This window comes from Nesterenkonia sandarakina, assembly GCF_014138825.1.
Lineage (GTDB): Bacteria > Actinomycetota > Actinomycetes > Actinomycetales > Micrococcaceae > Nesterenkonia > Nesterenkonia sandarakina.
This window is the reverse complement of the sequence record NZ_JACJIH010000001.1, coordinates 1,560,857-1,574,234: the sequence shown is the minus strand read 5'-3', so window position 1 is coordinate 1,574,234 and position 13,378 is coordinate 1,560,857. Positions and strand designations below refer to the sequence as shown.

9 protein-coding genes and 1 tRNA gene are annotated in these 13,378 nt (G+C 65.4%); 9 read left to right on the top strand and 1 reads right to left on the bottom strand.

All coding sequences use genetic code 11. The features are described 5' to 3' along the window. Positions 1-153 precede the first annotated feature (153 nt). Entirely contained in the window at positions 154-693 is a 540-nt protein-coding gene (locus HNR24_RS07130) for a M48 family metallopeptidase (protein WP_083504771.1), read from the bottom strand. 73 nt (positions 694-766) lie between these two features. Between HNR24_RS07130 and HNR24_RS07125 the strand changes: the two genes are divergently transcribed. From HNR24_RS07125 to HNR24_RS07080, 9 genes are all read left to right on the top strand, one after another. After that, complete coding sequence (locus tag HNR24_RS07125) at positions 767-1,816, top strand: hypothetical protein (RefSeq protein WP_058888414.1); 1,050 nt, start codon at positions 767-769, stop codon at positions 1,814-1,816. 170 nt (positions 1,817-1,986) lie between these two features. Next, positions 1,987-3,531 (top strand): zinc-dependent metalloprotease, encoded by a 1,545-nt coding sequence (locus HNR24_RS07120; protein ID WP_058888415.1) that lies wholly within the window; start codon positions 1,987-1,989, stop codon positions 3,529-3,531. A 52-nt stretch (positions 3,532-3,583) separates the two neighbouring features. Beyond that, positions 3,584-4,675, top strand: a complete 1,092-nt coding sequence (locus HNR24_RS07115) for a YlbL family protein (protein WP_182495423.1) — start codon at positions 3,584-3,586, stop codon at positions 4,673-4,675. 89 nt (positions 4,676-4,764) lie between these two features. Further along, positions 4,765-7,884 carry a UPF0182 family membrane protein gene (locus tag HNR24_RS07110; protein WP_182495422.1) on the top strand — a complete coding sequence of 1,040 codons (3,120 nt, stop codon included), beginning with the start codon at positions 4,765-4,767 and terminating at the stop codon, positions 7,882-7,884. A 148-nt stretch (positions 7,885-8,032) separates the two neighbouring features. After that, a tRNA-Met gene (locus HNR24_RS07105) sits at positions 8,033-8,106 on the top strand. A 519-nt stretch (positions 8,107-8,625) separates the two neighbouring features. Beyond that, positions 8,626-8,973 carry a hypothetical protein gene (locus tag HNR24_RS07100; RefSeq protein ID WP_182495421.1) on the top strand — a complete coding sequence of 116 codons (348 nt, stop codon included), beginning with the start codon at positions 8,626-8,628 and terminating at the stop codon, positions 8,971-8,973. A gap of 224 nt (positions 8,974-9,197) precedes the next feature. Then, positions 9,198-11,144: an alpha/beta hydrolase gene (locus HNR24_RS14265; RefSeq protein ID WP_182495420.1), complete on the top strand. Its 1,947-nt coding sequence runs from the start codon at positions 9,198-9,200 to the stop codon at positions 11,142-11,144. A gap of 191 nt (positions 11,145-11,335) precedes the next feature. Next, positions 11,336-11,923, top strand: a complete 588-nt coding sequence (locus HNR24_RS07090) for a hypothetical protein (protein ID WP_182495419.1) — start codon at positions 11,336-11,338, stop codon at positions 11,921-11,923. A gap of 201 nt (positions 11,924-12,124) precedes the next feature. Then, positions 12,125-13,333 (top strand): cation:proton antiporter domain-containing protein, encoded by a 1,209-nt coding sequence (locus HNR24_RS07080; protein ID WP_058888418.1) that lies wholly within the window; start codon positions 12,125-12,127, stop codon positions 13,331-13,333. Positions 13,334-13,378 lie beyond the last annotated feature (45 nt).

Below are 13,378 nucleotides of genomic sequence, written 5' to 3'. Positions count from 1 at the left end.
TGCCTGGGCATTGCCCCAAAAGTCCCCAGTTCTACAGTCCCCAGCTCTACAGTTCCCAGTTCTACCCGGCATTGCGAGGTCTACCCGCTGAACCGTCGCCCCGGTCTTTCACGCACGCCCCGGTAAAACGGGAGAGAGGGAGGAAGGGAGGGCTCAGCCGGCGTTGCGATCGGCCCAGCTGACCCCGGCGAGGAACGCGTCTGCCTCCCCGGTGCGCGGGTACTTCGCCACCAGTTCCTTGAAGCGCGGCCCATGACCGGGTTCGATCAGGTGCGCCAGCTCGTGGACCAGCACCGAATCCTGGACCCAGGCGGGCATCTCGCGCAGCCGCGAAGAGAGTCGAATGGTCCCGGTGGTCGAGGTCGTGGAGCCCCAGCGCTGATGCTGCTGGGTCGACCAGCTCACCGCCTCGGGCTGCGGTACCCCGTCGAAGTAGCGCGTCGAGAGGGCGCGCGCTCTCTCCAGCAGCTCTTCGTCGCTGCGAGGCCGCCGGGCCGCGCGCCGGGCGAGCTTCTTCTGGAACGCCCGGGCGTGGTCCTCGACCTCACGCTGGCTCAGCCGCACCGGGACCCGCAGCCGCAGAGTCCCGGCCACCTGATCCGCGGTGATCGTTCGGGTGCGGCGGGCCGATCGGACGACCAGCACCTCGTGCCCATCCACCGTGATCTGTTGTTGAAGCTGCCGCGACGCCATGAGAAGGAGCCTAGCCCGGGCCGAGACTGTGGAAAACCCAGCCGGGGCTGCCCAGGCTTGGCACTATAGGGACATGGACGTTTGGGCCGCGCTCGCGGAATGGGAAGACATCTTGGTGCTGGATCAGCGCACGGTCCAGCTCGGCGCCGAGGACCGTGCCGTGAGGATCATCGGACCCGCCCAGCAGACGCTCAGGCGACTCCAGGAGCGCCCGAGCAGACCCTCCGAGGAGGCGGTTGAGAACGACGGCGCCGCCCAGCTTCCCAGCACAATCGCCCCTCGCGCCCCCGTCCCACCGGGAGACGGCCCTGCGGTCCGGGTGCGCGCCCGCCGTGGACTCGCTGCTGTGCTCATCGATGGACTGCCCCGCCCCGCTGCCCTGCTCGCCGAGCAGCTGACCCTGCTGAAGCTGGGCGCGCTGCTGCTGCGCGATGAGCACCCGGTGGATCGCCACGACGTATCGTCCGGGTACTCCGCCGCTGCGGTGGGGCACTCCCGGGCCAGCGCGGTGCGCCGACTCTGCCTGCGCCAGGACCCCGAGGCCGTGATCCTGCTCTGCTCCCCGGCTCCCGCCCCGGCCGCCGCCACTCCCGCTTCCGTCTCACCTCCCGCCGCATCCCGGCCGCAGGAACCGGTGGATGTCCACGTGATCTTCGCGCGCCGCGCCGTCGCCCCGAGTCGCCTGCTCGACGCCGCGGCCACCGCCCAGCTGGTGCTTCCCGTGGTGCAGGAGCGCGGCCAGTGGCGGATCGGGCCGCTGCTCAGCCGCGCACACGGACCGTGTCCCCGGTGCCTGCTGCTGCACGGCCGCGCGGAGGACCCCTACTGGGAGGCGGTGCAGACCGCCCTCGCAACCTCATCCGCGCCACCCCGCAACCCCACCCCGACACCTGCGTCCCTGGGAGCACCGCCCCTGGAGAAGTCTTCGACCTCGGGTGCGCCACAGTGCGCCGTGGTCCTCGCGAGCCTGATCACCCGAGAGATCCAGCTCGCGATCGATGCTGAGTTCACACCGCAGACCGCCACCCGGGTGATCACCGTCTCCACGCAGACCGGACAGCTGGATCTGCACCCGGTGCAGCCACACCCGGAATGTGACTGCCGGCTGCACGCCACCGGCTAGACCCTGCAGAGACCGCCCGAGTCGCAGGAAAGCTCCGCCGGTCATCGTCAATGCAGGACCGAAGACTTCATCCGGTGGCGAACTGACCGCGCCCATACAGACAGCACCGAGCCAGCGTGGATACGCTGGAATCTCTCAGGCCGAACCAGGATCACCACAGGGAGCGTCCGATGAGCCAGAACAACTCCGGCAACAACGACCAGGGCAACGGGGAAGACCCACGTGACCCCATGGAGGAGTTCTTCAAACAGCTCTTCGGCGGGCAGATGCCCGGTCAGACCCCCGGCGAGGACGCCGAAGCCGACGACGCCGCCAAGCGCGGCCCCAGCATCGGCTTCACCGGCACCCCCGGCGCAGGCGGCGCGGCAGGCACTGGCGACCAGGGCGGGTTCCCCGGCTTCCCTCCCGGCTTCGACCCTTCGCAGATCCCCGGCATGGCGGATATGAACCCGCAGATGATGCAGCAGATCATGGGGCAGGTGCAGTCCATGTTCTCGGCCATGCAGAACCCCTCCGAGGAGGACAAGGGCCCGGTGAACTGGTCCATGGCTCGCCAGGCAGCACGCCAGGCCGCCGCCGGGGATGATCCCAGCGTCTCCGCAGCCGAGCGCAAGGAGATCGACGACGCCCTGCGCCTGGCTGATATGTGGCTCGATGGGGCCACCAGCTTTGAGAGCGCCGGGCAGATCGGTCAGGCCTGGTCCCGCGCCCAGTGGGTCGAGGAGACCTTCGAGTCCTGGAAGCGGCTCACCGAACCGGTGGCCGAATCGGTCTCCAAGGCGCTGGGCAGCGCTATGAAGGATCAGCTCGGAGAGTCCGGATCGGGCCTTCCCCCGGAGCTGGAGTCCATGATGGGCGGCGCCGGGGCGCAGCAGATCACCGGCATGATCGAGTCCATGGGCGGGATGGCCTTCGGCATGCAGCTGGGCCAGGCCGTGGGTGCGCTCGCCAAGGAGGTCGTCTCCTCCTCGGACACCGGGCTCCCGCTGGCCGGTCACACCACCGCCCTGCTGCCCAAGAACGTGAGCGAGTTCGGCAAGGGCCTTAGCGTGGACAAGCGCGAGGTGCTGCTCTACCTGGCGCTGCGCGAGGCCGCCCGGATGCGTCTGTTCATCAACGCGCCCTGGCTGGAGCAGGACCTCTTCAACGCGGTCGGCCAGTACGCCGCCGGCATCCACATCGACATGGGGCGGATCGAAGAGGCCGCCAGCCAGATGGACCCCAGCAACCCTGAGGCGATGAACTCCATCCTCGGCGAGGGCCTCTTCCCGGAGGAGCGGACCCCCATGCAGGAGGCCGCGCTCAAACGCATCGAGACCACCCTGGCCCTGGTCGAGGGATGGGTGGACGACGTCGTCACCCAGGCCGCCGAGCATCTGGAGTCGATGTCCCGGCTGCGCGAGACCATGAACCGCCGCCGCGCCTCCGGAGGTCCCGCCGAGGACACCTTCGCGGCGCTGGTCGGACTGGAGCTGCGGCCGCGCCGGCTGCGCGACGCCGCCGCACTGTGGGCGCACCTGCGCGAGACCGAAGGGATGTCCGGGCGCGACGACGTCTGGGGCCACCCCGACGTCCAGCCGGACGAGCAGGACCTCGACGATCCCACCGGATTCCAGCAGCGCCGCGCAGAGCGTCAGGAGGAGACCGCCAAGATCGACGAGGAGCTGCAGAAGCTGCTTGACGGCGGGTATGACGGCAAGTCCCCGGGGGCCTGACGTCATCTTCCTGTGCGGCTGGTCCCAGATGAGATGATGAGTGACGATCATCATGACTGAGCGCACCCAGAAACCCAGACGGCCGAGCCTGCGGAGAAGCCTGCAGGCGGTGGCGGGCACGTCTGCGCTCATGATCGGGCTGGTCAGCCTGCTGCTGCCCAGCCCCTACCTGGTGGAGAGCCCGGGTCCGATGTTCAACACCATCGGTGAGATCGAGGACCAGGCCGTGATCTCTGTCAGCGGGGAACAGACCTATCCCACCGAAGGCTCACTGAACCTGACCACGGTGTTCGTCAGCGGGGCGCCCACCTCCACGGTGCGGGTCCCCGACGCCGCCCTGGGCTGGTTCAACCCGGGCGCCGACATGCAGCCGCATGAGCTGATCTACCCCTCCGGCACCACCGCGGAACAGGTCCAGCAGCAGAACACCGCCGCGATGACCAGTTCGCAGGACCTCGCCGTGGCAGCAGCGCTGAACGAACTCGGCATCGACTACGAACAAGAGCTCTCCGTCGTCGACTTCACCGCTGAAGCCGTCGAGGTGGGCACCGATGACCAGCTGCAGCCCGGTGACCGGGTCACCGCGGCGGCCGGAAGCTCCATCACCGGGCTCGAGGGACTGCGTGACGCAGTCAACACCGCCGCAGGTCAGCCGGTAGCATTGACTGTGCTTCGTGATGGTGAGGAGCTCGACTACGAGGTCCCCACCTACCAAGAGGCCGATGGCGACTACTACGTGGGAATCATGCTCGAGAACGAGTTCGCGTTCCCGGTGGACGTCGACATCGAGCTCGACGGCGTCGGCGGTCCCAGCGCGGGACTGATGTTCTCTCTGGGCCTCGTGGATTCCATGACCGAGGAGTCCATGACCGGAGGCGAAGACTGGGCCGGCACCGGCACCGTGGATCCCGACGGCACCGTCGGGCCGATCGGCGGAATCGCCCAGAAGGTCGTCGGGGCGCACTCCCAGGGGATCGGGAACTTCCTGGTCCCGGCCGCGAACTGTCCCGAGCTCGACGGGCGGGTGCCCGACGGGATCTCCACCTACGCGGTCGCCGACGTATCCGAGGCTCGCGCGATCGTCGAGGCGGTCCGCGACACAGACGAAGACTTCCTCGCAGGGCTCGAGCCCTGCGGAAGCTGAACCGGCCCGCCGGTCCAGCGGGGTCAGCACACTGACCCACCAGCAACATTGATGTATCCGAGCACAAATATAGAGACGAGGGTTTATCCGTGAGTTTCTCTCAGGGATTCGGGTCCGCGAACCCGTTCGGCGGAGGCCTGTTCGGCTCCGGATCGGGCGGGAACGACGGCGACAGCTCCGGCGGGTCTGGTTCCGGCCAGCCAGCCAGGAGCTCCGGACCGCGGCGGCCGTCAGCACTGGTGCTGACGATCATCATCATCGCCGCGCTGATCGGCATTTTCGTGGCATCTTCTGGCTTCTACGCCGAGATCCTATGGTTCAACCAGCTGGGATACCAGGACGTCTTCTGGACTGAGCGGATCGCCCGCGGCGTGATCTTCGTGGTCGCGTTCCTGCTGATGGCCGGCCTGGTCTGGCTGAGCCTGTTCCTGGCCTTCCGGCACCGCCCCCAGGTGATGCAGAACCAGATGAACGAGTCGGTGATCCGCTACCAGCGCACGCTGAACTCGATGCGCCGCCTGTTCATGATCGGTCTGCCCGCGCTGATGGGCCTCTTCGCCGGCACCGCAGCCCAGGGCAGCTGGGAGAACGTGCTGCTGTTCATCAACCAGCAGCCCTTCGGGATGACCGACCCCGAGTTCGGCATGGACTTCGGGTTCTTCGTCTTCACCCTGCCCTTCCTCGGGTTCGTCAACGGCTTCCTGATCTCGGCCGTGCTGGTCGCCGGCATCGCCGGGATCCTCACCCATTACCTCTTCGGCGGGATCCGCATCGAGGCCAGCGGCAAGTTCGTGGTCGAGAAGGCCGCGCGCTGGCACATCGCCGTGACCGGCGCGCTGTTCCTGCTGCTGCAGGGCGTGAACTGGTGGCTGGATCGCTACGCGACCTTGCAGAACCAGAGCGGTACCTGGGCCGGAGCGCTTTACACCGACGTCAACGCGGTCATCCCTGCCCAGGCGATCCTCGCCGTCGCCGCGGTGCTGGTGGCCGCGGTCTTCATCGTCACGGCAGTGACCGGACGCTGGCGCTTCTCCATCATCGGTTCGGCGATGCTGCTGATCACCGCGATCATCGGCGGCGGGCTCTACCCGTTCCTGGTCCAGGAATACCAGGTGCAGCCCTCGGAGCGGACCCTGGAGACGCCCTACATCGAGCGAAACATGGAGCTCACCCGCTACGCCTACGGCCTGCATGAGATCCAGCAGGAGAACTACGACGCGGATGCCTCGGCCACCCCGGGTGCCCTCGCAGAGGACGCGGCCAACACCGAGAACATCCGTCTGCTGGACCCGAACCTGGTCTCGGCCGCATTCGGCCAGTTCCAGCAGTTCCGCCAGTACTACTCCTTCCCAGACACGCTGAGCTTCGACCGCTACGAGATCGACGGCGAACGCCGCGACACGGTGATCGCAGCCCGTGAGCTGAACGTGCCCACCGACGCCTCCTGGGTCAACCGGCACCTGATCTACACCCACGGCTATGGACTGGTCGCGGCCAACGCGAACACGGTCACCCCCGAGGGGCGCCCCAGCTTCACGCTGCAGGGCATCCCCACCCGCGGCGAGCTGGCATCCGATGAGGACTACGAGCCGCGCATCTACTTCGGGCAGAACTCACCGGAGTACTCGATCGTCGGGGCACCCGAGGGTGCCGATCCGTTGGAGCTCGACCGCCCTGCGGCGGCTGACTCCGAGGCCGAGACCGTCTACACCTTCGAAGGCGACGGCGGCCCCGCCGTCGGCGGCCTGTTCAACCGGCTGGTCTACGCCATCCAGTTCCAGTCTCCAGAGATCCTGCTCTCCGGGGACATGAACGAAGAGTCCCAGATCCTCTACGACCGGGAGCCGCGGGAGCGGGTGCAGGAAGTCGCACCGTTCCTCGATGTGGACCAGAACGTCTATCCGGCGATCGTCGATGGACGGGTCAAGTGGATCGTGGAGGGTTACACCACCTCCAATGATTTCCCTTACTCCGATCAGCAGCAGCTGGAGCAGGCCACCACGGATGCGCTGACCCAGGGAGCACCCACGCTCGCCGGTCAGGTCAACTACATCCGCAACTCGGTGAAGGCCACTGTTGACGCCTATGACGGTTCGGTGGAGCTCTACGCCTGGGACACCGAGGATCCGATCCTGCGTGCCTGGCAGCAGGTGTTCCCGGATGCTCTGCAGCCCTACGAGGAGATGTCAGCTGAGCTGATGGACCACGTGCGCTACCCCGAGGACATGTTCCGGGTCCAGCGCGAGCTGCTGGGTCGCTACCACGTGACCGATCCCGGCACGTTCTACGAGAACAACGACGCCTGGTCGGTCCCTGCGGATCCGACCGCCGACGACGAGGGCGCCATGGCGCAGCCGCCGTACTACATGACGCTGCAGATGCCCGACCAGGAGGAGCCTGCCTTCTCCCTGACCGGAACGTTCATCCCGCAGATCGCCGAAGGCGCGCAGCAGCGCAACGTGCTCTACGGCTTCCTCGCCGCTGCCGGTGACGCCGGCACCGGTGAGGACGGAGTGAAGGCGGAGGACTACGGCCAGCTGCGGCTGCTGGAGCTTCCGCGTGACACCGCGGTTCCTGGCCCCGGCCAGACCCAGGCGAACTTCGACTCCAACTCGCAGATCTCCCAGGAGCTGAACCTGCTGCGTCAGGGCGCCTCCGAGGTGATCAACGGCAACATGATCACCCTGCCTGCCGGTGACGGCATCCTCTACGTCCAGCCGGTCTACGTGCAGTCCACCGGCACCGCGGCCGCCTACCCGGCGCTGCGCAAGGTGCTGGTGGCCTACGGCGAGGAGGTCGGCTTCGCTGACACCCTCGACGAGGCCCTGGACCAGGTCTTCGGCGGCGACTCCGGAGCCGCCGTGGCCGACGGCGCTGGAGTCACCGGCGATGCCGTGGACTCCGAGCTCGACGTGCCTGAGGGGGAGGAGCCTGCAGAGGACCCCGCCCCCACCGAGGACGAGGCGCCCGCTGAGGAGGAGGCCACCACCGAGGATGAGGCCGACGCCGAGGAGACCGAGGGGCCCGTCGCTCCTTCCGGTCCCGCGCAGGAGCGTCTGAACGACGCCCTGGATCGCGCAGGCACTGCGCTCCAGGACTCCGAGGAGGCACTCGCCGAGGGCGACTTCGCCGCCTACGGTGAGGCGCAGGAGCAGCTGCAGCAGGCCATCGACGATGCCCTGCAGGCCGAGGCTGACCTCGAGGAGTGATCCTCGGGAGCTGATCTGAAACCCGCAGAATCTCCCCGCTCGGACCCTCGTGGTTCGGGCGGGGAGGCGGGTGTCGGAGATCACGCTCCAGAGGGTTCATCTCGATTTTGCCCTCAGGATATGTGTGCGTAGACTAAACAAGTCGCAACGCGGGGTGGAGCAGTTCGGTAGCTCGCCGGGCTCATAACCCGGAGGTCGCAAGTTCAAATCTTGCCCCCGCAACGAGATGAGGCCCCTGATCTGGTAACACCAGGTCAGGGGCCTTTTGCTTGCCCAGACGGCCCCGAACTTCGGTCTGACCCGGGCGGGTTCGGTCTCCAGTCCCGCTCCCAGGTGCGCAAGAGGACCATTGCGTCAGCATTCGGCCGCGGCGCAGGCCTGCTCGGTGACGGGATCAGCTGGTTCGGGTCGGCTCTCGCCCTGAGTCTGTCGCCTCTCCGACCATGAGTGCCGGGAAAACGGATAACCCCAGGATTCCTTGTGGGTTCCCAGGGTCTCTGGTAAGAAAGTTCATAGAAGATTTCAAGACCGTGAGCAACGTGGTGCTGATGTGCAGTGTCGTCAGTTGCAATTCCTGTGACGGGGCCAATTAAATGAAGCTTGAGTTTTCATCGCGTTGATCCGCCAACCGGTGTCTGAGAAGAGTCCGCTGGGGACTTCAACACCGTCCCTGAACCACTCTGCCACCGGCAACAACGGCCGAATTGCAAGAGAGCGACTCGATAGAAGGAGGTGCCCTGGGTGGGCGCGGAGTACGACATCATTCCCAGTGCGGTTACGACGACGTTGGCCCAGGTTAGAGCTGCTGCCGATGCTGCGCGATCTCGTGGAGCTGCAGCCTCCAATGAAGGCCACAGCATCGCGGCATCGTGTGGCTCGGCTCAGGCGGTGGCCGATGCGGTGACCCGGTTGTGGGCGCAGCGCAGTGAGACCGGGGTTCGAGGCGGTGAATACGCGTCCGGGTGTGCCGAAGCAGTGGCGCAGGCCTGCGCTGCGATCACCGATGGTGATGCCTTGATGCACAAAACCTCACTGGCCTCGGCGGAACAAGCCGACGCCGTGGCTGGCTTTACTCGGACTCTTGCGTGATGTTTGACCAGGGGCAGGCTGCGGGGGTGGCCGTGAAGTGGCCAATGGAGATTCATGGGAGATGGTCCACCCTGGCTGCGACTGCGTCCTCGTGGGCCTCAGAGAGCTATGCAGCTGCTGAGCAGATGGGAGCTGCGGCGGCTTCCTGGACTGGGTTGCTGTCCTCGTATCGCGATTCGGAGACCCAGGAGATCGTCCGCACCGCTCTGGATAAGGCGCCTGAAGTGACTCAAGAATGGGCGCAAGTCGCAGGCAGGGCCTCGGAAGTGCTGCAAGGTTTTGCGACCGAGGCCAATGGCCTCCAGCAACGCGCTTCAGCCCTGGAGGGGCAGGCGAGCAGGCTGCAAGCGCGGCTATTGCGCTCCAGCCTGCTTAGCAGCGGGGGTGGGGAGGGCCCTTCATTCGAAGATGACGCGCTGCGCAGGGAGATAGAGATTCATAACGGTGACGTGATGACCTTGGAGTCTCGGTGGCAGGATCTCGAGCAGCAGACGGCAGCAGAGATCGATTCAATCGCCGGAGGTGGCGGTTTTCAGGATCAGATCCCTGTGGTCAGCTCTGCAGGTGCAGACACTGATTCCGCCGCCTTCGATGCCGCAGGCGGTAGCGCGGGGATGGATCGATTTGGGGCGCGTGGCCTCCTAGGTGCTGGCAGTCTGGGGTTCGCTTTCCACTCCGCGGTGAATCAGATGATCAGGAGCGGCAACGACTCCGGCACCGATGACGCCGTGGAAACAGCGACCGAACTCTACGAGACAGTGACATCCGATGACGTCACTGGGAGAGACCTCAGCGCGTTCTACGACCACCTCGGGGACATGGATGCTGACGATATCGAGGAGTTCTCGGAAGCAAATCCTCAGATCAATCAGTATTCGATGCCTTTGCCGACCAATGAAGACCAGCTCAAGTCCTGGCCCACTGGTGCTGACGGAGCCGCCTGGTGGGAAACCCTGGAAGCGAACGGCACTCAGGTTGCCATGGCGACCTTCTTGCCCCTCGTGACTGGCAACACCAACGGCGTGCCGTATACGGCGCGGAATGTAGCGAATCGACGTTCGCTGACACAGCTACTTGATGCGGATGATCTCCAGAGGAACCAGCGAGTCCGCCTCGAATCAATCGAGCAGTCCCTGAAGGAAGGTGGCGGTGAACGGGTGTTGTTGTCACTGAACATGGGGCAGGAGCCAGTATCGAGAGGTCGAGGGCCTGGCCCAGCTCCAACGGATCCCCTGGCTGCGGTCTCCGTGGGAAACCCGGACTCGGCAGATACAACCACATTCAACGTCTCCGGGATGGGCAGCGGCACCGACGCGATGCCGAGTGAGGTCGGCAACGCTCAGCAGCTCTACAACGGGTCACGGCGGGACACTTCGAACGAGCATGCAGTGGTCGCTTGGATCGGCTATGAATCGCCGGGACTGAAGACGGTGTTTCGCGATGAACATGCCGTTGACGGGTCCTGGGCATTGGCGTATGCCTTGGACGGTCACCGGGAGACCATGGACGCGCACCGTGAGGATGGCGGGACGAGGGTCAACGTCAATGCTCATTCATATGGGACCAATACCGCTGCTCGTGCGCTGACACATACGACACACCCGGTGGACACGTATTCGATGTACGGCTCCGCCGGAATCCCCGAAGGTGTTGCACAGCATGCCTCAGACTTGAACGTGACCACCACCGACGAGGGCCGGCCAGCTGTCTACGCCACGGATGCCTCAACAGACTGGCTTTCAGATGTGGGTCGGTCCCCCGGGGTACGGCAAGACCCTACGGATACAGGTTTTGGCGCGTATGTGTTTTCTTCAGATGGCATGGGACATCCACCTGGTTATCCTGTGAGCGGTCACTACCAGAACTTCGCTGCCGCAGAGGAATACGGCTACTTGGAGCGGGACAGCCAAGCGTTCGAGGCGCTTTCCCTGATCAACGACGGTCGGGGTGACGAGGTTGACGAAATGACAGATGCGACTGTCGAGTACTACCAAGACCTCTTCGACCGGCACGTCGAGGAGGTCGCGAACAATCCGGGGCGTCAGGTCACGGCGTACCGGGTTGAGCTGGGAGGTCAGTCTGAACAGGTCGACACCCGGGGCGAGGCCGTGAAGCTGGTCAACGAGTATTACGCTGACAAGGACTACTGTCCGGCACCGGAGGGCCCGTGAAGCGAACCTTGACGACTACGAGCTCAAAGGGCGGCCCTGAGGTCTCGGAGCGGCTGCACCGGCGGAGGGGGTTGTCGCCTGCCTGGTTGGTTGGCACTCTTCTGCTCGGATCGGTCGTGATGGCTGGGTGCTCGGAAGCAGAACAGACACCAGGGACAGACAATCCAGCCAATGAAGGTGCGGAGGCGACAATGGATCCAGAGAATGGATCACCATCGGGTGAAAGCACCTCGCGTGCGGGGTTGATCGATATCGATGGCGGCTACACCCAGGACGAGCAGCTCGCAGAATTAGAGATCGTCGTGGAGATCATGCGAGAACACTTCGGTGAGGACGTGGCCACCATCGATGGCGAGCCATGGACTGCTGAACGCCACGACGCACAGGTTGCTGCAATGCCTCAGGGAGGCGGTGTTTATCGCCACGGGATTGAGTTCAACATCCCTCCAGGGAACCTGAAAGAAACCTATGCCCTCGCAGATGAGATCGCGAAGGAACTGGGGCTCACTGAGAATGTGAACAACAGCAACGGCATCGGTCCCAATGGGCGTATCTACTACGGCGCTGGACGAGAAGACGGACGCATCTTCCTCGTCACCGCAGACTCCTCGGAGCTGGCAGGGGCTACGTACCAGACCCGGCATTCGGATGACGAATCCATCATTGGCAACTATGAAAGAATAATTGACGACTTTCGTCAAGAAAACAGGCAAAAGTACAGTCCAGATACTCCTATCGATCCGGAAGAACTTGAGATGGACGACGGGGAGTCGGGCTAAGCTTCTGCATCGACCTGGGGACTGGCGGGTGTCTCTATATACCCCTGCCTCCCTCAATGTCCGGAGAAGGAGGGTCGCAGCAGGTATTTGGTCCCTGTCTCGGAGGGGGAGCCGCAGGTAGCATCGGGCCCAGACCCCCGGATCCTGTCCGAGGAACCGTTCGATGCGGCAGGACAGGGCACGAGCGAGAGCTGGGCTCCCATGGTGGTGGCAGCGACAATATTGGCGATCATCATCATCTGGAGCGCGCTTTCCGGGCCGCTGGACCGGCGCGGCATCACTCCTGCACTGTTCCTCGCAGCCTCGGGCTTCCTGTTCGGCGGGTCGGTGCTCGGTGTTCTCGACATTTCGGTGGAATCAGAAGCGGTCCAGCGGGTGGCCGAGCTCGCGCTCGTTCTCATCCTCTTCAGCGACGCCACCCGGCTTCACTTCGGAGCACGTCGCTACACGCTGGGATGGCCCAGACGGCTCCTGCTGATCGGGCTGCCTCTGACGATGCTCGCCGGCATCGGCGTCGGGGTTCTCATCTTCCCCACCGTGGCCCTGGCCTCGGTGCTCCTGCTGGCCACGATGCTGGCCCCCACCGATGCGGCGCTCGGCCAGAAGGTCGTCTCCGACCCGGCGGTGATGACCCGGGTGCGGCACTCGCTGGATGTGGAGAGCGGGCTCAATGACGGACTGGCGGTTCCCTTCTTCCTGGTTGCGCTTGAGATCGCGAACGCGGAGCTGCAGACCAGGGTCATCTCGGCGGTGATCAGCAACATGGTCACTCAGATCGGCTGGGGGCTCACCGGTGGGCTTGCCGCCGGGGTCCTTGGCGGGCTGCTGTTTCGCTTCGCGGACCGACGTGGCTGGATCAGGAGCGAGTGGCGTCAGGTGCTGCTCCTCTCCACGGCGCTTCTGGCCTATACGCTGGCGCTGACGCTCGGCGGCAGCGCATTCATCGCTGCCTTCGTCGGCGGGCTCGCTTTTGGAAGCGTCTCGGGGGCGCAGGCGTCAGCCGGCATCCCGCTCACCGAGGAGACCGGCGGTCTCCTCGCAGCCGTGGTCTGGATCGGATTCGGTGCCCTCGCCTTCACACTGGTCATCCCGAACATCACCTGGCAGGTGATCCTCTATGCCACGCTGAGCCTGACCCTGATCCGGATGATCCCGGTGGCGATCGCGTTCGCCGGCCGGGGCGTCCCGTGGCAGACGGTGGTCTTCATCGGGTGGTTCGGTCCGCGCGGACTGGCATCGCTGGTGTTCGCGCTCATCGCCCTCGAGCGCGGGGTCCCGGAGGGTGAGGTGGTGCTGACCACGGTGGTCGTCACCATCGCGCTCAGCGTCCTCCTGCACGGACTCAGCTCTGTTCCGCTGGTGGCGGCGTATCACCGCTGGTCCGAGGATCAGCCAGAAGACATCTCCTGAGCGATCCGAGTCGAAGGCCAGGCGCGAGCATGAGGGCAGCGAGGC